Origin of the sequence: Candidatus Pelagibacter sp. HTCC7211 (assembly GCF_000155895.1) — a bacterium.
Lineage (GTDB): Bacteria > Pseudomonadota > Alphaproteobacteria > Pelagibacterales > Pelagibacteraceae > Pelagibacter.
Genome location: NZ_DS995298.1, coordinates 227241 through 248007, shown reverse-complemented (window position 1 = coordinate 248007; position 20767 = coordinate 227241). Strand labels below are relative to the sequence as shown.

Below are 20767 nucleotides of genomic sequence, written 5' to 3'. Positions count from 1 at the left end.
TATGAATATAAAAAAAACAGCAGATTTAGTGATTAATTTCACTATTAATAGACTAGCGGAGATTCTTGGGATTATTATTTTCATTTCAGGAGTGCTGTTGTTAGTTGCTTTAGTAAGTTATTCACCTGAAGATCCTAACTTTATTTTTCCAGAAAACACTGAAATAAAAAATTTGTTAGGTTTTCACGGTAGTTTTGTTTCTGATTTATTTTTTCAGTCTGTAGGGCTAATAGCATATTTACTATCATTTACTCTAATTTTTACTGGCATAAATATATTTATTAAAAAAGAATTTTTTTTAATGATCGAAAATATTTTTTTTGGAATTCTTTATTCTATTTTTGGTACACTTTTTTTATCTTTTTTTTATTCAAAAGATTTTGCTTTTTATATTAATGGTAATGGTGGATTTGTTGGTAATTACTTTAATCAAACGTTCTTAAATTCATTAATTCAAATTAATGAGAATATTTTTTATTATATTTTAATTTTGTTAGTCATATTTTTATTTTTAATAAGTATAAATTTTAGACCTATAATTTTTTATAATAATATTAAAAAAATCATAAGTTTTTTAACTAAAAGTAAAATTAAAAACTATACTGATAAAAGCGAAATAATTAATGAATATATACCACAAGATGAAATTAAAAATTTAATCCAAGAAGATCTGCCATTTATTAGAGCTGAAAATAAAAGTGAAAATAAGATTAAATTTAAGCTACCAGGAATAAGTTTGCTCAAAGAGCCTTCAAAAAAAGAAAGAGACAATTCAAGTAAAAACGAAACTCATGATCCAGAATTTCTAGAAAAAATATTAATGGATTTTGGTGTTAGTGGTAATATCAAAAAGGTTAGTCATGGGCCTGTCGTTACTTTAAACGAATTTGAACCCGCTGCTGGGGTAAAGGTTTCTAAAATTATAAATTTGTCTGATGATATAGCTAGGAACACTAGTTCAGAGTCAGCAAGAATAGCAACGATACCTGGAAGCAATACAGTCGGGATTGAGCTTCCAAATAACTCTAGAGAAAATGTTTATCTAAGTGAGATTTTAAATAATCCTGATTTTAAAAAAAGAGAAATTAAATTACCCATCGCTCTTGGAAAAAGTATTTCAGGTAAGCCAATAGTTGGAGATTTAGCATCTATGCCCCATCTTCTTATTGCTGGTACGACTGGTTCAGGAAAGTCTGTTTGTATTAATACTATTATTTTATCTCTACTCTATCGACACACACCAGAAAAATGTAAATTTATTTTAATAGATCCAAAGATGCTTGAACTTTCTACTTATGAAGGAATTCCTCATTTGTTATGTCCGGTAATTACTGAAGCTAAAAAAGCAGCATCTGTACTTGGTTGGGTAGTTAAAGAAATGGAGAGTAGGTATCGTTTAATGACAAAAGAAAGTGTCAGAAATATAGACGGTTATAATACTAAACACAAACTACCTATGCCCTATATTGTAGTGGTTGTTGATGAAATGTCAGACTTAATGTTAGTTGCTGGAAAAGAAATAGAAAACTATATTCAAAAACTATCACAAATGGCAAGAGCGGCTGGAATACATATTATAATGGCAACTCAAAGACCAAGTGTTGATGTAATTACTGGTACTATTAAAGCTAATTTTCCAACAAGAATTTCATTTCAGGTTACATCTAAAATAGATAGTAGAACAATTCTTGGAGAACAAGGAGCGGAACAATTACTTGGTAAAGGAGATATGTTATATATGTCTTCTGCAAATCGTATCGTAAGAATCCATGCCCCGTTCGTATCAGACAATGAAATAGAAAAAATAAACGCCTCCCTTAGATCTCAAGCAGAACCTGATTATGTGGATGAAATTTTAAACTTTGCTGATGAGAAAGAAATTGGTGATAGTCATAGCCAAGGTGATAAAGATGAACTTTATCAGCAAGCATTGGAAATTATTCGATCAGAAGGTAAGGCATCTACCTCGTTTCTACAAAGAAAGCTTCAAATTGGATATAACAGAGCTGCGAGAATTATTGACATGATGGAAGCTGATGGAATTGTTAGTAAAGCAAATCATGTCGGTAAAAGAGATGTACTTTAATGTTTAAGTACATTTTAATTTTAATTTTTTTTGTTTTAATTTCAAATTCTAAAGCAGAAATAAAAGAAAAAATCATTGAAAATTTACAAAATGTTGAAAATTTAAAATTTAAATTTGAACAAAATATTAATGGAAAAATAGAAAATGGAATTTGTACAATTAAATATCCAAAAAAAATTTATTGTAAATATTCAAAAAATAACAAAATTTTAGTTTCTAATGGAAAATCTTTGGTAATTAAAACTGAAACAAGTTTTTATAGGTATTCTCTTAAGAAGACACCATTAAATTTAATATTAGATAAAAATTTTTTAATTAAGAAAATAAATTTTTTAAAAGAAAATATAATAGATAAAAATTTGATAAACTATACTATTGTAGAAAATGATAATGAAATTGATGTATTTTTCGATATCAAAACATTTAATTTAGTCGGATGGAAAACAAGAGATATTTATCAAAATACTAATATTACTTACCTTTCCTCAATAGAAACAAACAAAGAAATTACAAAAAATTTATTTAAAATTCCTAGTCAAAACTAAATTAATATAGTTTCAGATTTAAAAATTTTCATGCCTCTTGCAATATAATTTTTTAAAGCATTTTTATGATCTAAAGAACAAGTATGAACCCACACTCTATTTATTTTAATATCAAAAGATTTTCTAATTGCTTGTGATAGCAAATATGAACCTAGTTTTTTGTTCTGAAACTCTTCTAATAATCCAAAATAAGCAATCTCTACTTCTTTTTCATCACTATGAAATATTAATTCAAAATAACCTGCTAGATCATTTTGATATTTCAAGATATAGGTTTTTACTTTTTTACTTGAAACATAATCTATCCATTGAGCTTCTGTCCATACCAATCGGTCAGTCCATTTATGTTTCTTTCCTATGTTTTTGTAAAAAAATTTATTTAACTGAAAATTAATTGGTTCCAATAAATTTAAAGAACAATCTTTGTTAGGTTTTACAACCTCATTCAGATCTCTGATTGAATGTATTTCTAAATAATTTCTTTCAACTTCTTCTGTCACTCGACCATTTTTCCAACTTTTTCACCACCAAACAAATGAAAGTGTAAATGAGGAACCTCTTGACCACCATGATCGCTTATATTGGCTAAAGCTCTATATCCTTTGCCTACTTCTGTTGAAATACCTAGCTTTTTTGCCACTATATTGATGCCCTTTAGCAATCCAACCATCTCCTCTGATGAGGCTTTTAAAGTAAAATCATCAAGATCAATATATTTCCCTTTTGGAATAACTAATGCATGTATTTTCTTTTGAGGATTAATATCATGAAATGCTAAAACAAAATCATCTTCGTAAATTTTATTGCAAGGAATTTCTCCACGTAAAATTTTTGCAAAAATATTATTATCGTCGTAACTCATTTTTTTCTATTTTCTAATTCTTGCATTACTTCTTCAATTTTCACATCGTTAGCTTCCAGATACATTAGTAAATGGTAAAATACATCTGCAGCTTCATGTATTTTATTAGAATTTTCCTCTACTGCTTCGATCAATTCATTAACTTCTTCTAAAACTTTTGCCTTACTTAACGATTTGTCTGTAAGCAACTTATTAGTATAAGAACCTTCAACAGGAGAAGATTTTCTGTCTCTTGCAAGTTTAATTAAGTTTTCTAATGTATTAAGCATATTAAATTCTAACAGGAATTCCTTTTGAATCCAAATACTCCTTAGCCTCTTTTACAGAATGTTTGCCATAATGAAATATCGATGCTGCTAGAACTGCGCTAGCATTTCCAAATTTAATTCCGTCAACCAAATGATCTAAATTACCAACTCCTCCAGATGCAATTACCGGAATGTTTACTTCTAATGATATTTTAGACATAAGTTCAATATCATATCCAACTTGTGTGCCATCTCTATCCATAGAAGTAACTAAAAGCTCACCTGCCCCACTATCTTCCATTTTTTTTGCAAATTCTATGGCGTTAATCCCTGAATTATTTCTTCCACCATGAGTAAAGATTTCCCATCTATCTCCATTTTTTTTTGCATCTATAGCAACAACTATGCATTGTGAACCAAATTTTTTTGAGCTTTCTACTACTACCTCTGAATTTTGAACCGCCGCTGTATTAATTGATACTTTATCAGCCCCACAGTTTAATAATTTATTAATGTCATCAATGCTTCTAACTCCACCTCCTACTGTTAACGGAACAAAACATTTCTTTGAAGTTTTCTCTACTACATTATAGATAGTATTTCTGTTTTCATTTGAAGCTGTAATATCTAAAAAACAAATTTCATCAGCCCCTCCATCAGAATAAATCTTAGCTTGCTCAACAGGATCTCCGGCGTCCTTTAAATCGACAAAGTTTATTCCTTTTACAACTCTTCCATTTTTAACGTCCAAACACGGTATTATTCTATTTTTAAGCATCTAATTCCTTAGCTAATTCATCTAATTTAATATCTCCATCATATATAGCTTTTCCAACTATAATACCCTCAATGTTATTATTGTTTAATTCTCTAGCTTTTTTAATGTCATCTATTGAAGATACGCCACCTGATATTATCACTGGACAATTAGATGTATCAGCAACCTTAGTAGTTTCTTCAAAATTAGGACTTTGCTTCATCCCATCTCTATTAATATCAGTGTAAATCAATCTACTTGCTCCATATTGGTTCACTTCTTTTAAGTAGTCTAAAGTTAATTGATTAGAATTTTCCTTCCAACCAGATACGGATAAGTAACCATCTTTAGCATCTAAACCCAAAGCAATTTTATTTTGAAATTTCTCACACGCTTTTTTTAAAAAGTTTTTATCCTTAATGGCTGCACTTCCTAAAATAACTTTTTCTACGCCAGTATCAGTGTATTTTTGAATACTTTCAAAGTTTCTGATACCTCCACCTATTTCAATTTTAAGATCAAATTTAGCCACTATTTCTTCAATAATATCTAAATTCACTGTCTTTCCAGTTAAAGCACCATCTAAATCAACTATATGCAGGTTTTTAAAACCATGATCTTTATATTTGCTTGCTTGCTCAACTGGAGACATTTCATATTCAGTTTTATTTTCAAAATCTCCTTTGACCAACCTCACACATTTTTTATCTTTAATATCTATAGCTGGAAATATTTTCATTTATAATTTTATAAAGTTATCAATTATTTTTAATCCAATTTTATCACTCTTCTCTGGGTGAAATTGTGTTCCAAATATATTTTCTTTTTCAACAGAGCAAACAATATTTGATGAATAATCTGTTGTTGCTGAAATTACACTTTTATCTTCAGGTATAAATTCATAACTATGTACAAAGTACATATGAGAATTATTTTCTATATCTTTAAAAATTTTACTTTCCTTAACAATATTTATTTCATTCCAACCAATATGAGGAAGTTTGTATTTTCCATTTTGATTATCTATTTTTAAGACTTTTCCTGAAATCCAACCCAAACCTCTAGTTTCTTTTTCTTCATAACCAATGTCTGCAAACATTTGCAATCCAACACAAATTCCAAATAAGGGTTTTTTTTCGCTAATTACAAAATTATTTAATGTATCAACTAAACCGTCGATACTATTAAGTGCATCAACACAACTTTTGAATGAGCCCTGACCTGGTAAAACTATTTTATCGCTAGATTTAATTTTGTTTAAATCTGAAGTTACCTCTAAATTAACTTTATCTTTAGCAACTTCTTGAAAAGAGTTTATTACCGAGCTTATATTGCCCGAATTATAATCAACAATTGTGACATTCATTAAACTTATAGTGAGCCTTTAGTTGATGGAATGCTTTTTTTATTTCTAGGATCCATCTCTAAAGCATCTCTTAGAGATCTCGCTAAACCTTTATAACAAGACTCAATAATATGATGACTGTTATCCCCATAAATATTTTCAACGTGTAAAGTAATACCAGCAGATTGTGAAAAAGCTTGAAACCATTCTTTAAATAATTCTGTGTCCATCTCACCAAGTTTTTCAACTTTTAATTTTACTTTCCAAATCAAATAAGGTCTGTTTGAAACATCAATTGCCACTCTAGTTAAAGTTTCATCCATTGGAATTACTCTATGTGCATAACGTTTGATGCCAACAAATTTTTTAGCTGCTTTTTTTAAAGCTTCTCCAATCGCAATTCCTGTATCTTCTGTAGTGTGATGAAGATCAATGTGAGTATCTCCTTTAGCTTTAACTTTTAAATCAATTAAAGAATGCTTTGATAACTGTTCAAGCATGTGATCTAAAAAACCTATACCAGTGTCAATTTGGTATTTACCTTTTCCATCAATATTAACCTCAACATTGATGCTGGTTTCTTTAGTTTTACGAGATACTTTTCCTTTTCTAGCCATATATTTTAAGAGGTATACATATATAATCTTAGTATATCAATATCCCTATGAACACTTGAAGTATCAAAAATAGTTACCATTTATTGAATATGACAACGATTGTTTTAGTTAGAAAAAATAATGAAGTAGTTGTGGCTGGAGATGGACAAGTAAGTATGGGAAATACTGTAGTTAAAAGCACAGCTTCAAAGGTTAGAAAAATTGAAAAAAGAGATGTGGTTGCAGGATTTGCAGGATCAACAGCAGATGCATTAACATTATTCGAAAGATTAGAGGCTAAAATAGAAAAACATGCAGGAAATTTATCAAGAGCAGCTGTTGAATTAGCAAAAGATTGGCGAACTGATAAATATTTGAGAAGATTAGAGGCCCTTATGGCGATTGGAGATAAAGAAAATAGTTATATTATTTCTGGAACTGGAGATGTTTTAGAACCTGAAGGGGATGTCATAGGGATAGGATCAGGTGGGAACTATGCTTTAGCAGCTGGAAAAGTTTTAATAGAAACTGATATGAGTGCAGAAGAAGTTGCAAAAAAAGCTATCAAAGTTGCATCAGAAATTTGTGTTTTTACAAATGATAATATTAAAGTTTTAAAAATATAATGGAAAATTCAAACGTAACACCTCTAGTTCCAAAAGATAAAAATGCTAAAGAAGAGAGCTCTTTAGTGAGCTCATTATCTCCAAGAGAAATCGTATCAGAATTAGATAGATTTGTTGTAGGTCAAAATAAAGCAAAAAAAGCAGTTGCTGTTGCTTTAAGAAATAGATGGCGAAGACAAGCGCTTACAGGTGAAATGAAAAATGAGGTTTTGCCAAAAAATATTCTTATGATTGGACCAACAGGAGTTGGTAAAACAGAAATTTCAAGAAGACTATCTAAATTAGCTGAAGCACCATTTGTAAAAGTTGAGGCTACAAGATTTACTGAAGTTGGCTATGTTGGAAGAGATGTAGAACAAATAGTAAGAGACCTAATTGAAATTGCCATCTCAATGGAAAAGGTAAAAATGAGAAAAGGGGTTCATGCCCAAGCTCAAAAAGCAGCTGAGGAAAAAGTTTTAGATGCATTAGTTGGTAAAAAAGCAAGCCTTGCAACTCGAGAAAGCTTTAGAAAAAGACTTCGAAATGGTGATCTAGATGATAATGAAATTGAAATAGCTGTTAGTGATACTGGATCTGGTAACACTTCTTTTGAAATACCAGGAATGCCTGGGGCAAATGTTGGGATGATTAACATTGGTGAAATGATTGGAAAATCAATGGGTAATAAAGAAAAAAAGAAGAAAATGACAGTAAAAGAATCTCATGAAATTTTAATAAATGATGAGTCTGATAAATTAATAGAACAAGATAAAATTGTTAAAGCTGCAAAGTTATCAACTGAAAATAATGGAATAGTTTTCTTAGATGAAGTAGATAAAATTTCAGCCAGAACAGATCGTGTTGGTGGCGATGTATCCCGTGAAGGTGTGCAAAGAGATTTATTGCCTTTAATTGAAGGAACCACAGTAAATACCAAACATGGTCCTATTAAAACAGATCATATTTTGTTTATAGCATCTGGAGCATTCCAGCTTGCAAAACCATCTGATCTACTTCCTGAACTTCAAGGAAGGTTACCTATAAGAGTTGAGCTAGAAGCATTGACCAGTGAGGATTTTAAAAGAATTTTAAGAGAACCTGATTTCAGTCTAATTAAACAATATGTTGCTCTTTTAAAAACAGAAAATGTAGAACTTGAATTTTCAGATGATGGAATTGATGCAATTGCTAATATTGCATCAGAAGTTAACACTACTGTTGAAAATATTGGAGCTAGAAGACTTCACACCATTATTGAAAAAATTTTAGATGAGATTAGTTTTACAGCTACTGACAGGTCTGGTGAAAAAATTATTATCAATAAAGAATATATTGATAAAAACTTAGATAATTTAATTAAAGATACCGACCTTTCAAAATTTATTTTATAGATTTATGTTTTTTTAATAAAATATAAAAAGCCCCCTCACCACCATCCTCAATTTTTGCATCTTTCATTTCATAAATGATTTTCATCAAACTTTGATTATTTGAAATAAATTCAGGAACTGAATACTTGAGAATACTAAGATTTTTAGAAACATAAGGATCTTTTTCATTTTGTGAGTGAAGACCTTTGCCAGTGACAACTATTAGCTTATTTATTCCATCCTCGTACGATTTAGTTATAAAATTTTCAATAGATCTATTTGCTTCTTCAAGTGTATATCCATGTAGGTCTATAGATTTTGTTTTTAAAATTGTTTTTCTTTTAAATTTATTATCTTTATTGGGTAATCTTTCATCACCAGATATAAATTTTTCCCAGGCTTTTTTATCCTTGTCTGAGATATTATCTGTCAATTAAGTTAAAGTATTTACAAGTTGCCAGTTTGGATTTGGCGAAGTTACATCTCTTGAAAAGACCCAGGTATCATATATTTTTTTAATTTTTTCTGGATCACCTGAAATAATTTTTTTATCTTTATCTTTAATGCAGGTAATTACTTCTGCAATAAAATCCACCGTAACATTTAAAATTTTATCAATCTTTTTATGTTCTTTAATAGTTGCTGAATTAATACCTATAAAAGTTATTTCAGCATAATGCCCTCTTTCACTTCTTTCTTTCAGTGCATCATTAAATTGATCGTAAATTTCTTTATTTAAAAGAGGTTTGCTTGTTGTTAACTTATTATCATTGTCACTAAAATCGGTGATTATAGTTTCATAAGCTATTTTTGCGCCTTTAATAAATTCTTTCTGAGCATTTTCATCAAAAGTTTCATTATTAACTGGAGCTTGTTTCGCAACAGCTTCTTTTAAAATTTTATCAAATTGTGGAGCGGCTTTTCCCTCAAAACCAGTTCTTTTTCCAAGTATTCCTCTTAATCTTAAAAAAATAAACCCAGCAATCATTGCTAAAAGAATTATATCTATGTATTCAAAGCTGTAACTCATGACCTTATAGTAATTACTATGTTGATTAATTTCAACTGGCAATTTAGATTACGGACAAATGAACCCAATTTTATTATCTATAATACTAATACCTATTATTGAGATTTACCTTTTTATTAAAATTGGATCACAAATTGGTGCGATAACCACAATTTTGTTAATTTTTATAACAGCTGTAGTAGGTGTTTATTACGCAAAATACGAGGGTCTAAATACTCTCAAAGCCGGATTTTTACAATTAAGTAGAAACGAAGCCCCTGCATATGAGATAATTTCAGGTGCTGCAATTGCATTTGCAGCAATATTGTTAATTATCCCTGGTTTTGCGACTGATATTTTTGGATTCCTATTAATTTTTCCAATTAGTAGAAAATTTTTTTTTAGCAAGTTTGCAAAAAGATTTAATCATAAGAAAGAAAAAAATAATTTTATAGATGGAGACTTTGAAGATATAGAGGATGAAAATGACAAAAAATTATAAAATTCTAGGAAAATTTATTAAAGACATGTCTAGTGAAACGCCAGATGTAGAAACCTATATTTTTGTCAAAGACTATATTTCTAAATATCAACTTAACATAGATATAAAATCAAAAGCATTAAAAAATAAAATGGTTGAAATAAACACAATATTTAAATTTGAAGATAAAGAAGAAAATAAAAAAAAATCTTATTTTGAAATCAATTTTGCAACAATTATAAAAGTAGATGATGAAGTAAAACAAAAAAAAGAATTAGAGAAAATTATATTATGTGATGTTCAGGTTGAAATATATCCAGATCTCGAAAAATCATTTTTAAATCTTATAAATAATTCTGGTTATCCGGGTGTTAAATTTGAAAAAAAAATCAATTTTGAAGAACTTTATAATCAAAGATTCAATTAAAAATAATTTTTTTTTAAATGATTTTTTAAATATTCATTGTGTTTAAAAATTTCATCTTCGCTTGGTTTTACTACTTTTTTAAAATATGAAACTTTAGAACTATTTGAATTATCTGTTTCCGTATCAAGATTTTGAAAATTTAAAGTTGGTTCTTTTTGATCGATTAAATTGATATAAACTTTAGATAATAAATCACAGTCAATTAATGCTGTGTGTTGTGTTCTAATTGAATTGTCAATTCTATATCTTTTACAAAGAGCATCTAAGCTTACAGGAGAGCCTGGAAACTTATCTCTAGCTAAAATTAATGTATCTACTATCTCATTATTTATCTTTTTTTTTCCAAATATAGACAGTTCATTATTTAAGTGACCCAAATCAAACTCTGCATTATGAATTATTAATCTTTTATCTTTAATAAAAGCAAGAAACTGTTCACCAATATCGCTAAATTTTTTTTGTTCAGACAAAAATTCATCAGTATAACCATGTACTTCTAAAGCTTTTTCAGAAACTTTTCTCTCTGGGTTTAAATAACAATGAAACCTATTTTTTGTTGGTATTAAATTATCTAGTTCAATACATCCAATTTCAACTATTCTATGACCTTCTTTAACCGATATACCTGTCGTTTCTGTATCTAATACTACTTCTTTCATTTATGTTATTCTCTCAAGAACATTGTTTATTCCAGTTTTAACAGATTTTTTTCTAAAATCATTTTTAATAATAAAATGAGATTTCTTTTTTTTGTAATTAGAAGATAGCTGAATATCTTTGAACTTTTTAAAAATCTTTAAATTAAAATTTTTTCGTTTTTTTAATCTTTTTAAAATTTCAGATTTCTTTGATTCTACAAAAACTAAAATATCATTTTTATCATTTATCTTATTTTCTAACAAAAGAGGAATATCTAATATGACAATTTTGGCTTTATTGTTTTTTTTTAAAAAAAGTAACATTTTTTTTCTTACTTCTGAATGAACTATTTTAACAATCTTTTTTAAATTATTTTTATGATCTAAAATTGCAGTTGATATTTCTTTTTTATCAATAGGAAATTTGGATATATATGTTGGTAAAATTTTTCTTAATTTGTAAAATATTTTTTTATCTTTCTTATATAGTTCTGCTACTTCATAATCTGCATTAAAAACTGGATAACCAAAATTTATTGCCACATAACTTTTGCCTGAACCAATTTCACCTAGAATTCCAATTTTAATCATTAGTCTAAAAATTTAATAACCTCATCATTTACTGTTGGTCTAACTCCATGCCAAATATTAAAGGCTGAGATAGCTTGATAAATAAACATTAATTTGCCATTTTCAGTCATATTACCTAGTTTTCTTCCTGCCTTTAAAAAATTAGTTTCTTTCGGATTATAAATAACATCATAAAAAAATTTATTTTTACCAATTGATGAAAAATTCAGATTTATTTCATCATTTTTTCTAAGTCCTATGCTTGTTGCATTAATAATCATATCAAAGTCTGGGATCTCTCCCCATTCAACTATTTTTAATTCATCAAATAAGTTTTTTAAATTTTCAGCTTTTTCTCTAGTTCTATTTGCAATCGTGATTTCTGAAACCTTCATTTTATTTAAAGCATAAACAATAGATGGCACCACCCCTCCAGCTCCAAGGATAAAAATTTTTTTATCAGAAATATTATAATTTATCTTATTTATTCCTAGTTCAAATCCATCGATATCTGTATTGTGTCCAATTATCTTATCGTTTTCCAAATAAATAGTATTGACGGATTGAGTGCTTTCTGCTTCTGCACTAAGTTTGTCTAAAAAAGGAATTACAGCTTTTTTAAAAGGAACTGTAACATTTGCTCCATTAATTTTTTTATCTCTTATATTTAAGAATAATTTTTCTAGCTTATCTTCATTAAATTTTTCTTTTTCATAAATAGCATCAATATTATGATTTTTTATCCAATAATTCTGAAGTTTCGGCGACAGGGAATGTTCAATTGGATTTCCTATAACTAAATATTTTTTCATTGATTTGTTTTTAAATATTCTCTAATTTTTTTAACTGGTAAACCCATTATTGTGTCTTCATCTCCATTAATACTAACAAACAAACTTCTTCCCTCTCCTTCTATTTGATAAACATTATAAGCATACAGGGCTTCATCAGATATTTTTGACAAATATATTTTTAAATCTTCTTCTGTAAAATTTTTCATCGCGAGCTCAGCTTTATCAGTATAATTCCAGATCATTGATCCATTTTTTGAAATACAAACTGAGCTTATTAGATGATGTTTCTTTCCATTAAGTTTTTTAAGAATTACCAATGCTTGTTCTCTATTCACTGGTTTTGAAATTAATTCACCATCTAAATCGATAACACTATCGGCTCCTAACACAAGCTGGTCGCTTTGATTTAAACTGACTTTATTGGCTTTAAGCTCAGCTAAATTTTTCGATATAATTTCTGGCGAAGCCTTTTCTTTAATAAGGCTATCTTTAACTACATCTTCATCAACATTTGAAGGTTTGACCTCACAATTTATGTTATTTTTATCTAATATTTCTTTTCTAACTTTGCTTTTAGAAGCAAGAATAATTTTATTTTGCATTATTTAGATATATCTCATGTATTTTAATTATAGAAGCAGCTGTTTCTTCAACAGATTTTCTTGTAACATCTATTGATGGCCATTTATATTTTTGAAATGTTTTTTTTGCGTCTATAATTTCTTTTTTAATATTCTCAATACTTGTATATGTTTTGTTTTCGTTTTCTCTAAGAGAGCTCATACGATTTTTTCTAAGGTCAACTAACCTATCGGGTTCTGTATTTAACCCAACGACACAAGTTAATCCCGGATTGTCTTTAAGCTTTTTTGGCAATGAATTTTCATTTACCAAGGGAATATTAGATGTTTTAAATCCTTTGTTTGCTAAATAAATTGATGTTGGTGTTTTGCTTGTTCTACTAACACCGACTAATATAATATCGGATTTTTCTATATCATTAATCATGTTTCCATCATCATGATTCATTGTAAACTGAATAGCCTCTATCTTTTTATAATATTCTTCGTTTAAAATATATTGTCCGCTTGGCTCATGAGATGCTTCTTGATTTAAAATTTTAGAAAAGTTTACAATTAGATTTCCTAAAACACCGAAACAAGGAATTTTTTTTTCATTGCTTAAATTTGCCAAATGTTTTGCTAGGTTGGTGTCAACAATTGTATAAAGAATAACTGAATTTTTATTCTTTTCTGCATCCTCTAATATTTTTAAAATTTGATTTTCTGTTCTCGTGAAAGAATAGGAATGAACATTATATAGAATGTTAGTGAATTGTGCCTTTAAGGCTAAAAAAATTCTATCAAGAGTTTCTCCTGTTGAGTCTGAAATAAGATAAATTTGATATGTATTACTCATTAATAAATTGTTGATAAATTTGTAATATTTTAATTAAATTACACAATTTAAATATTGATTAATTATTGTTGTAAATTAAGGGTTTTATTAACATTTATATTCTTAAAGATAATATTATACATTAAATTTTATAAAAACTTAAAAAGCTTCAATTTGAATGATTTATCTTAATTTTAAATGTGATTAAGTTGTTAATAAAATGTTAATAAATACTTATCATCAATATTCACAAGACATAATACTAATAAAATAAATATATATAACTTTAATATGACACCTCTTCATCAAGTAATAAAAAATAAAAATACAAAAATAAAGCCCATCTGGATAATGAGACAAGCAGGAAGATACCTGCCTGAGTTTAGAGAAATTAGGAAATTAAATCCAGATTTTATAAAATTGTGTCTTAATGAGGATTTGTCGTCAGAAATAACCTTACAACCTTTAAAAAGATTTGATCTTGATGCTGCCATAATATTTTCAGATATTTTAATGTTACCATATGGATTAAATCAAAAGGTTGAATTTAAAAAAAATTTTGGACCAATACTTGGTCAAATCAATATCAACGAGATTTCTAAAATAAGTGAAACAGATTTTGTTGAAAAAATTTTTCCTGTTTATAAAGCCTTAGATAAAGTCAGCAACAATCAAATTACTAGCAACAAAAACACTATTGGATTTGTCGGTGCACCTTGGACTCTATTGGTTTATATGATTAATCAACAATCCCCAAAAAAAGATTTAAAACATGATTTTTTTGAAGACAAAAACTTAATTAAAAAAATTTTATCGATTTTGGAAAAATTTCTAATGATACATATCAAAAACCAAGTAAAAAATGGTGCTAACGTAATACAAATTTTTGATAGTTGGGCCGGTTTATTGCAAGGCAAAGATTTAGAAAATTATATTTATTTCCCAACTCTTAATTTAGTTAATTATGTTAAATCTTTAAATGTTCCTGTTATCTGTTTTCCAAGAGAAATAAAAAATTATAAAAAATTTTGTGAAGTTGTAAAGCCCGATGCGGTTAGTATTGATTATAACGTTGATCCAAAACAAATTCTAAAAGATATACAAATTCCAATTCAAGGTGGTTTAGATCCCAAAGTATTACTATCAGATAAAGAGAATCTTAAAAAAGAAACAATTAAATATCTAGATATTTTCAAAGATCACCCTTATATTTTTAATTTAGGGCACGGAGTTTTACCTGAAACAGACCCGAATATGATGGACCACTTGGTTAAAATAGTAAAAGATTATTAAGTGAAAAATAAACTAGATCATCCCTCGATAAAATTTGGTAAAACAGGAGTCTTAATTGTAAATTTGGGCACACCCGACTCAACTAGTTGGCTGGATATAAGAAAATATCTTAAAGAATTTTTATCTGATAGTCGCGTGATAGAAGTAAACCCTATTATTTGGCAAATTATACTTAACTTATTTATTTTAACTTTTAGACCATCAAAAACTGCAAAAGCTTATAAAGAAATTTGGATGAAAAAAGAAAATATTTCTCCATTGTTATATTATACAAAAAAACAAGCAGAAAAACTTTCCTCTTATATAAAAAAAGAAAATACAGTAATTGATTTTGCAATGAGATATGGAAACCCAAGTATTAAAAGTAAAATCTCAAAATTACACGAACAAGGTTGTGAAAATTTAGTTATTTTACCGTTATATCCTCAATATGCTGCTGCAACTACAGCAACTGTTTGTGACGAAGTGTATAGAGTGTTAATGAAAATGAGGTGGCAACCATCTCTTAAAATAATTCCTCATTATGAGTCTGATTCTTTATATATCGATGCACTTGTAAATTCTATTAACAAAAAAATTAGAGAGATAAATTGGAAACCAGATTTAATAATTGCTTCTTATCACGGTATTCCAAAAAAATATTTTGATAAAGGTGATCCTTATCATTGTTATTGTCATAAAACGACTAGACTCATTTCAGAAAAGTTTAATTCTATAGAAATAAAAACAACGTTTCAATCTAGGTTTGGACCACAAGAGTGGCTACAGCCTTATACAGACAAAACTTTAGAAAATTTACCCAAAGAAGGTAAAAAAAACATTCTTACAATATGTCCTGGTTTTTCTTCAGATTGTGTTGAAACTTTAGAAGAAATATTAATACAAGGCAAAGAAAGTTTCATTAATTCTGGTGGCAAAAATTTTGATATGATACCTTGCTTAAATGATAGCGATGATCATATTCTTTTACTAAAATCTTTAATTGAAAGAAGTATTTAATCATGAATACTTATCTACTTTTTAAATCACTTCATTTAATCTCAGTAGTTTCATGGATGGCAGGACTTTTGTATTTGCCAAGAATTTTTGTTTATCACGTAGAAAATATAGAAAAAAAACAAGCCACAGATATTTTTGAGGTGATGGAAAGAAAATTATATAATTATATCATGAGACCAGCAATGATACTAACCTGGTTATTTGGTATTGTCCTGATCTATTTAAATGGATTGGAGATTTTTTCTCAAATGTGGATGCAATTAAAACTTTTTTTAGTAATTTTATTATCAATCTTTCATGAACATTTGGGTAAATGTATGATTTCTCTAAAAAATAATACTAATAAAAAGTCAGCAAAATATTTTAGAATTATTAACGAAATACCGACAGCAACACTTATTTTTGTTATATTTCTTGTTATTTTTAAGCCAATCTAGGGTTGAAATAACATTTTGAGTATATATATTAGCTCTATCTATTTAGTCCTTACAAAATTTAATCATGAATATCCAAGAATTAAAATTAAAATCATCTGAACAACTTATTGCGCAAGCTGAGGAGCTTGGAATTGAAAACGCCAGTACATTAAGAAAACAAGAAATTCTTTTTGCTATCCTAAAAAAAGTTGCAGAGAAAGAGGAAATAACAGGCGCTGGTGTTCTTCAACTATTACAAGATGGATTTGGTTTTTTAAGAGCGATGGAATCTAATTATCTTCCAGGGCCTGACGATATTTATGTTAGCCCAAGTCAAATTAGAAAATTTGGTTTAAGAACGGGCGATACTGTTGAAGGACCTGTTAGAGCTCCTAAGGAAGGTGAAAGATATTTTGCGTTACTTCAGGTTAGTAAAATTAATTTTGAAGAACCAGAGAAAGCAAGACATAAAATTGCATTTGATAACTTAACGCCTTTATATCCAGATAAACAGTTGGTAATGGAAGTTGAAACAACAAAAGTTGAAAAAAAACCAGATTTGACACCAAGGTTAATTGATCTTGTTAGTCCGATTGGCAAAGGTCAAAGATCAATTATTATTTCACCCCCTAAAGCTGGTAAAACAATGATTTTACAAAGTATAGCAAATTCTATAGCTAAAAATTATCCAGAGTGTTACCTAATCGTTCTTTTAATTGATGAACGCCCGGAAGAAGTAACTGATATGCAAAGAACAGTGAATGGTGAAGTTATTAGTTCTACGTTCGATGAACCAGCACAAAGACACGTAGCTGTTGCAGAAATGGTTATTGAAAAAGCAAAAAGATTAACCGAACATAAAAAAGATGTAGTTATATTATTAGATTCTATCACGAGATTAGGAAGAGCTTACAATGCAGTTATACCAAGTTCAGGAAAAGTTTTAACTGGTGGTGTAGATGCTAATGCCCTTCAAAGACCAAAAAGATTTTTTGGTGCTGCGAGAAATATTGAAGAAGGTGGATCTTTAACAATTATTTCAACGGCCTTAATTGACACTGGTAGCAGAATGGACGAAGTTATTTTCGAAGAATTTAAAGGAACGGGTAACAGTGAAACAGTTTTAGATAGAAAAATTGCTGATAAAAGAATTTATCCAGCAATTGATATTACTAAGTCGGGAACGAGAAGAGAAGAGCTACTTTTTGAAAAAAATGACCTTCAAAAAATGAATGTACTTCGAAGAATAATTGCTCCTATGGGAACTATGGATGCTATTGAATTTATAAGTTCAAAACTAAAAGATACAAAAAACAATGCAGAGTTTTTTAACTCAATGAATAAACCAGCTTAATTTCAAATTAAAGTCATGAACTTTGTTGAAAAAGTAAAAAAACTTCAAAACTATTTTGCTGATGGTAATTTTAAAAGAGTAATCGAGGGTTGTGAAATATTAAATAAAAAATTCCCAGATAACTCATTCATTTTAAATTTATCCGGGATGGCATATCAAAGACTTAATAGAGATCAGAGAGCTATTAATTTTTTCGAGTTAGCCTTGAAAGCAGATAATAACAATATATCAGCAATGAATAACCTGGCTAACTCTCTTAAAAATACAGAACAATATTTTAAAGCAGAACAAGTTTATAAAAAAATTATAAAATTAAACCCAAGCTACATAAATGTTTATAATAATTACGGTAATTTAAAATCATCCATTAATGATATTGAGAAAGCTATAAATTTGTACAATCAAGGAATAAATATTGCTAAAGAAAAAAATATTAATTCTTTAGTTTTTTTAAATCACTTAGCAGTAGCATTTCAAAGCCTTAATAAATTAACAGAGACAATTGAGACTGTTAACAAAATTTTAAAAATAGACCCAAATAATGTTAATGCCCATCAAATTCTGAGCTCAATTAAAAAGTATTCTTTAACAAACGAAGAAACAATGAACCATATATCTCAAATGAAAAAAATTTTATCAGAAGAAAATTTTGGTGACGATCAAAAAGGAATAATTTCTTTTGCACTTGGTAAGGCATATGATGATTTAAAAGATTCAGATGAGGCTATAAAATTTCTTTCCATAGGAAATAAAATGATGCACAAAATAAGAAATTCAAATATTGCTGAAGAAATTAATACTATAAATGATATGAAAAACGCATTTGAAAATATTGATTTAAGCATTAAACATAAAAGTTTTTCAAATAAAAAAATCATATTTATTTGTGGAATGCCAAGGTCTGGCACAACTTTAGTTGAACAAATTATCTCTTCACATAAAAAAGTTTATGGAGCAGGTGAACTTCCATTCTTATCAAGTGTTGTTCATAATAATTTTTTTAACGACAGTAAACTAGATAAACGAAAAATTGCTGAACTTCAGAATTCTTCAAAAAATTTAGTTAATGATCAGTATTTTGAAAACATTTCTTTATTCAATTTCGATGAAAATGTATTAACAGATAAAGCTCCATTAAATTTTAAATGGATAGGTTTTATTAAGATTTTTTTTCCTAATTGTAAAATTATTCATTGTAAAAGAGATCCAAAAGATAATTGCTTATCTATATATAAAAATAACTTTTCATCACCCAAAATGAACTGGGCTTTTAACCAAAAAGACATCTCTAATTATCACAATAATTATAGTTCTTTAATGAAATTTTGGTATTCAAAAATACCAGAATTTATTCATACCATTGAATATGAAAAACTTGTATCTGACAAAAAAAATGAAATAGAAAAATTATTAGAGTTTTGCGAACTAGAATTAGATGATAATTGTTTTAATCATCATAAAAATAACAAAACACCAATTAAAACAGTTAGTATATCTCAAGCCCGTGAACCTGTTTATAGTTCTTCAGTACGTTCTAGTGATAATTACCAAGATCATTTAAAGGAAATGTTTGAAAATTTAATTTAAGTTTAGCCTTAGTTAACTTATAATTAAATTATAATGACAATTTATTCTCTATCAAGTGGTCCAGGTATTTCTGGTATTGCGATTATAAGGGTTTCAGGACCAGATACTTCAAATGTTTTAAAACTATTAACCAATAAAAGTTTGCCTAAACCACGAGTAGCAACATTAAGAAAGATCAATAAAATCAATACTTCTGAACTAATTGATGAGGGTATATTATTGTGGTTTCCTGCGCCTGAGAGCTACACAGGTGAAGATATGGCTGAAATACAGGTACATGGAAGCAAGGCAGTAATAGACGCTATTCATTCCTCTATTTCTAAAGTTGAAAATTGTCGCTTAGCAGAACCTGGTGAGTTTACGAAGCTTGCATTTCAAAATGGAAAAATAAATTTACTTAAAGCAGAGAGCATAGCTGATTTAATTTCAGCTGAAACTGAAATTCAAAGAAAGCAAGCAATTAAAATTATGAATGGAAAATCTGCTGATCAATTTAATTTTTTAAGAGAAAAGCTTTTGAAAATATTATCACATGTTGAGGCTAAAATAGATTTCCCAGACGAAGATCTGCCCAATGATATTTTAAAAGAAATTAAAAAAAGTTCAGATGAAGTTTTAATAAATATTAAGAAAATTTTAGATGATCAAAAAGTTGGAGAAAGAATAAGAGAAGGTTTTAAGATAGCAATTCTTGGACCAACCAATGCAGGTAAATCAAGTCTCCTTAATCATCTATCAAACAGAGATGTTGCAATAGTTTCAGAGATTGCGGGAACAACAAGAGATGTAATTGAAACACACCTAAACATAGATGGTTATCCAGTAATCGTTTCTGATACTGCCGGGATAAGAGATTCTAAAAACGAAATTGAAAAAAAAGGTATCAAATTATCTTTAAATAGAGCTGATGAAGCTGATCTAAAGTTGGTAGTTGTTGATGTTAAAAACCTTGATTTTACTGATGTTTTGATGGGATTGTTAGACCAAAATTCAATTTTGGTAATAAATAAATCAGATCTTTTAAAGGGAGATATCGATCCTGAAATAAAAAAATTTAATCATATATTAATTTCAATTAAAGAAAATTTAAATATTGATGAATTAATTTCAAAAATAAAAAAAAATTTAAAAAATAAATTTATAACAAGCGATGATATTTTAATTACCAGAGAACGTCATAGACAACATCTTGAACAGTGTTTAGAGCATCTAAATAATTTTAATAAAAAAAATGAAGTTGAGGACTTTGATAAAGCTGCAGAAGATTTAAGGTTGGCCACTAGGCATCTCGGTATGATTGTTGGAAAAGTAGATGTCGAAGAGATATTAGGTAGTATTTTTAACGATTTCTGTATAGGTAAATAATACTCTATTTTAATTACTT

At 28.1% G+C, this 20767-nt stretch carries 26 protein-coding genes; 12 read left to right on the top strand and 14 right to left on the bottom strand.

Features of this window, described 5'->3' with window-relative positions; translation table 11 throughout:
• Position 1: 1 nt before the first annotated feature.
• Positions 2 to 2086: a DNA translocase FtsK gene (locus tag PB7211_RS01280; protein ID WP_034398737.1), complete on the top strand. Its 2085-nt coding sequence runs from the start codon at positions 2 to 4 to the stop codon at positions 2084 to 2086.
• Entirely contained in the window at positions 2086 to 2631 is a 546-nt protein-coding gene (locus PB7211_RS01275; protein WP_008545182.1) for a LolA family protein, read from the top strand. The genes PB7211_RS01280 and PB7211_RS01275 overlap by 1 nt, the downstream gene beginning before the upstream one ends.
• Here the strand turns inward: PB7211_RS01275 and PB7211_RS01270 are convergent.
• From PB7211_RS01270 to hisB, 7 genes are read right to left on the bottom strand one after another with little or no spacing between them, the layout of a single operon-like run.
• Complete coding sequence (locus tag PB7211_RS01270; protein WP_008544718.1) at positions 2628 to 3131, bottom strand: GNAT family N-acetyltransferase; 504 nt, start codon at positions 3129 to 3131, stop codon at positions 2628 to 2630. The genes PB7211_RS01275 and PB7211_RS01270 overlap by 4 nt on opposite strands.
• A complete protein-coding gene (locus PB7211_RS01265) occupies positions 3128 to 3493 on the bottom strand; it encodes a histidine triad nucleotide-binding protein (RefSeq protein ID WP_008544614.1) in 366 nt (121 codons plus the stop codon). The genes PB7211_RS01270 and PB7211_RS01265 overlap by 4 nt, the downstream gene beginning before the upstream one ends.
• Positions 3490 to 3762 carry a phosphoribosyl-ATP diphosphatase gene (gene hisE, locus PB7211_RS01260; RefSeq protein WP_008544525.1) on the bottom strand — a complete coding sequence of 91 codons (273 nt, stop codon included), beginning with the start codon at positions 3760 to 3762 and terminating at the stop codon, positions 3490 to 3492. The genes PB7211_RS01265 and hisE overlap by 4 nt, the downstream gene beginning before the upstream one ends.
• 1 nt (position 3763) lies before the next feature.
• Positions 3764 to 4519: an imidazole glycerol phosphate synthase subunit HisF gene (hisF, locus tag PB7211_RS01255; RefSeq protein ID WP_008545303.1), complete on the bottom strand. Its 756-nt coding sequence runs from the start codon at positions 4517 to 4519 to the stop codon at positions 3764 to 3766.
• A complete protein-coding gene (gene hisA, locus PB7211_RS01250; RefSeq protein WP_008544879.1) occupies positions 4512 to 5237 on the bottom strand; it encodes a 1-(5-phosphoribosyl)-5-[(5-phosphoribosylamino)methylideneamino]imidazole-4-carboxamide isomerase in 726 nt (241 codons plus the stop codon). The genes hisF and hisA overlap by 8 nt, the downstream gene beginning before the upstream one ends.
• Entirely contained in the window at positions 5238 to 5864 is a 627-nt protein-coding gene (hisH, locus tag PB7211_RS01245; RefSeq protein ID WP_034398734.1) for an imidazole glycerol phosphate synthase subunit HisH, read from the bottom strand.
• Between the two features lie 5 nt (positions 5865 to 5869).
• Positions 5870 to 6460 carry an imidazoleglycerol-phosphate dehydratase HisB gene (gene hisB, locus PB7211_RS01240; RefSeq protein WP_008545768.1) on the bottom strand — a complete coding sequence of 197 codons (591 nt, stop codon included), beginning with the start codon at positions 6458 to 6460 and terminating at the stop codon, positions 5870 to 5872.
• An 89-nt stretch (positions 6461 to 6549) separates the two neighbouring features.
• Here hisB and hslV point away from each other — a divergent pair, with 89 nt between their 5' ends.
• Both hslV and hslU read left to right on the top strand, forming a co-directional pair.
• Entirely contained in the window at positions 6550 to 7065 is a 516-nt protein-coding gene (hslV, locus tag PB7211_RS01235) for an ATP-dependent protease subunit HslV (RefSeq protein WP_008545660.1), read from the top strand.
• Between the two features lie 65 nt (positions 7066 to 7130).
• Entirely contained in the window at positions 7131 to 8438 is a 1308-nt protein-coding gene (gene hslU, locus PB7211_RS01230; protein ID WP_034399206.1) for an ATP-dependent protease ATPase subunit HslU, read from the top strand.
• Here the strand turns inward: hslU and PB7211_RS01225 are convergent.
• Positions 8428 to 8850 (bottom strand): Smr/MutS family protein, encoded by a 423-nt coding sequence (locus tag PB7211_RS01225; RefSeq protein ID WP_232208811.1) that lies wholly within the window; start codon positions 8848 to 8850, stop codon positions 8428 to 8430. The two genes, hslU and PB7211_RS01225, sit on opposite strands and share 11 nt — an antisense overlap.
• Positions 8851 to 9447, bottom strand: coding sequence for a Tim44/TimA family putative adaptor protein (locus PB7211_RS01220; RefSeq protein WP_008544822.1), 597 nt, complete (start codon positions 9445 to 9447; stop codon positions 8851 to 8853).
• Between the two features lie 58 nt (positions 9448 to 9505).
• Between PB7211_RS01220 and PB7211_RS01215 the strand changes: the two genes are divergently transcribed.
• Together PB7211_RS01215 and PB7211_RS01210 are read left to right on the top strand one after the other, a co-directional pair.
• Positions 9506 to 9928, top strand: coding sequence for an FxsA family protein (locus PB7211_RS01215; RefSeq protein ID WP_008545214.1), 423 nt, complete (start codon positions 9506 to 9508; stop codon positions 9926 to 9928).
• Positions 9912 to 10334 carry a protein-export chaperone SecB gene (locus PB7211_RS01210; RefSeq protein WP_008544671.1) on the top strand — a complete coding sequence of 141 codons (423 nt, stop codon included), beginning with the start codon at positions 9912 to 9914 and terminating at the stop codon, positions 10332 to 10334. Before PB7211_RS01215 ends, PB7211_RS01210 begins: the two co-directional genes overlap by 17 nt.
• Here the strand turns inward: PB7211_RS01210 and dnaQ are convergent.
• From dnaQ to PB7211_RS01185, 5 genes are read right to left on the bottom strand one after another with little or no spacing between them, the layout of a single operon-like run.
• A complete protein-coding gene (gene dnaQ, locus PB7211_RS01205) occupies positions 10331 to 10993 on the bottom strand; it encodes a DNA polymerase III subunit epsilon (protein ID WP_008545250.1) in 663 nt (220 codons plus the stop codon). The two genes, PB7211_RS01210 and dnaQ, sit on opposite strands and share 4 nt — an antisense overlap.
• Positions 10994 to 11563: a dephospho-CoA kinase gene (coaE, locus tag PB7211_RS01200; RefSeq protein WP_034398729.1), complete on the bottom strand. Its 570-nt coding sequence runs from the start codon at positions 11561 to 11563 to the stop codon at positions 10994 to 10996.
• Complete coding sequence (gene aroE, locus PB7211_RS01195; protein ID WP_008545566.1) at positions 11563 to 12354, bottom strand: shikimate dehydrogenase; 792 nt, start codon at positions 12352 to 12354, stop codon at positions 11563 to 11565. The genes coaE and aroE overlap by 1 nt, the downstream gene beginning before the upstream one ends.
• Entirely contained in the window at positions 12351 to 12938 is a 588-nt protein-coding gene (locus PB7211_RS01190; protein WP_008544695.1) for a Maf family protein, read from the bottom strand. Before PB7211_RS01190 ends, aroE begins: the two co-directional genes overlap by 4 nt.
• On the bottom strand, positions 12928 to 13755 hold the full coding sequence (locus PB7211_RS01185) for a pyruvate, water dikinase regulatory protein (RefSeq protein WP_008544057.1): 828 nt from the start codon (positions 13753 to 13755) through the stop codon (positions 12928 to 12930). The genes PB7211_RS01190 and PB7211_RS01185 overlap by 11 nt, the downstream gene beginning before the upstream one ends.
• Before the next feature lie 270 nt (positions 13756 to 14025).
• Here PB7211_RS01185 and hemE point away from each other — a divergent pair, with 270 nt between their 5' ends.
• The 6 genes from hemE to mnmE all read left to right on the top strand — a co-directional run bounded on the left by hemE (position 14026) and on the right by mnmE (position 20748).
• Entirely contained in the window at positions 14026 to 15027 is a 1002-nt protein-coding gene (hemE, locus tag PB7211_RS01180) for a uroporphyrinogen decarboxylase (protein ID WP_008545876.1), read from the top strand.
• Complete coding sequence (hemH, locus tag PB7211_RS01175; protein WP_034398724.1) at positions 15028 to 16026, top strand: ferrochelatase; 999 nt, start codon at positions 15028 to 15030, stop codon at positions 16024 to 16026.
• A gap of 2 nt (positions 16027 to 16028) precedes the next feature.
• A complete protein-coding gene (gene hemJ / locus PB7211_RS01170; protein ID WP_008544196.1) occupies positions 16029 to 16463 on the top strand; it encodes a protoporphyrinogen oxidase HemJ in 435 nt (144 codons plus the stop codon).
• A 64-nt stretch (positions 16464 to 16527) separates the two neighbouring features.
• Complete coding sequence (gene rho, locus PB7211_RS01165; RefSeq protein ID WP_008546066.1) at positions 16528 to 17796, top strand: transcription termination factor Rho; 1269 nt, start codon at positions 16528 to 16530, stop codon at positions 17794 to 17796.
• A 15-nt stretch (positions 17797 to 17811) separates the two neighbouring features.
• Positions 17812 to 19383 (top strand): tetratricopeptide repeat-containing sulfotransferase family protein, encoded by a 1572-nt coding sequence (locus PB7211_RS01160; protein ID WP_008545860.1) that lies wholly within the window; start codon positions 17812 to 17814, stop codon positions 19381 to 19383.
• Between the two features lie 33 nt (positions 19384 to 19416).
• Positions 19417 to 20748, top strand: coding sequence for a tRNA uridine-5-carboxymethylaminomethyl(34) synthesis GTPase MnmE (gene mnmE / locus PB7211_RS01155; protein WP_008545639.1), 1332 nt, complete (start codon positions 19417 to 19419; stop codon positions 20746 to 20748).
• Positions 20749 to 20767: the final 19 nt, after the last annotated feature.